The sequence below is a fragment of the Alkalilimnicola sp. S0819 genome (assembly GCF_009295635.1).
Classification (GTDB): Bacteria; Pseudomonadota; Gammaproteobacteria; order Nitrococcales; family WHIW01; genus S0819.
In genome coordinates this window covers 1-1,038 of record NZ_WHIW01000040.1, presented here as the reverse complement: position 1 = coordinate 1,038, position 1,038 = coordinate 1, and the positions used below count along the sequence as shown (strand labels likewise).

The following is a 1,038-nucleotide window of genomic DNA, read 5'->3' as shown; positions in this document are numbered from 1 at the left end:
CGCTGCTCGCCACCATCGCCACGGCCAAGTACGCCGATGGCCTGCCGCTGTACCGCCAGGAGAAAACGTTTGGCCGCATGGGGGTGGAACTCTCGCGCAACACCCTGGCGCGCTGGATGCTGGGGGCCGGCGCGCTGATCACACCGCTGATCGAGCAGCTCAGGGCACAGCTGCGCAACGCGCCACTGATTCACATGGACGAGACCACCGTGCAGGTGAACACCGAGCCGGGGCGCCGCGCCTCCAGCCCCTCCTACATGTGGGTCAGCCGCGGCGGGCCACCCAAGCAGCAGGTGGTGCTGTTCGACTACGACCCGAGCCGCGCCGGTGCCGTGCCCCGACGCCTGCTCGAAGGCTTTGGCGGCGTGCTGCTCACCGATGGCTATGAGGGCTACGCCCAGCCAGTGCGGGAATACGCCCTCAACCATGCCGGCTGCTGGGCCCATGCCCGGCGCAAATTCGTCGAAGCGCAGAAGCTCCAGCCCAAGGGCAAGAGCGGGCGTGCCGACAAGGCGCTCACCCTGATCGCCCGGCTCTATCGCATCGAGCGTGAAGGGCGCGCGCTCACCGATGAGCAGCGCCTCGCCCGGCGCCAGGAGTACAGCCGGCCGGTAGTCGACAAGCTCCATGCCTGGTTGGAGAAATCGCGGGGCCAGGTCCCGCCCAAGGGCGCTATCGGGCGCGCGTTGCACTATCTACACGGCCAGTGGCCAAAGCTTGTGCGCTTTCTCGAAGATGGCCGCATACCGCTGGACAATAACCCGGCGGAGAACGCCATTCGCCCCTTCGTGATCGGGCGCAAGAATTGGCTGTTCAGCCACAGCCCCCAGGGCGCGGGCGCGAGTGCTGCCCTCTACAGCCTGATCGAGACGGCCAAGGCCAATGGGCTGGAGCCCTATGACTATCTGCTGACGGTATTCACCCGACTGCCGGCGGCGACGACCGAAGCCGATCTCGACGCATTGCTGCCTTGGCGTCAGGCGCAGAGTCTAGCGGTGCGCTTCGCCGACCTGTAGGTGGGGTTGGTGGAGCGCTTAC

General features: G+C 67.0%; 1 protein-coding gene. It reads left to right on the top strand.

Going from position 1 to position 1,038, the window contains the following annotated elements; translation table 11 throughout:
- Positions 1 to 1,016: IS66 family transposase (gene tnpC, locus GBG68_RS13880; protein WP_152148385.1), on the top strand; the 1,016-nt coding region annotated here is incomplete at its 5' end.
- Positions 1,017 to 1,038 lie beyond the last annotated feature (22 nt).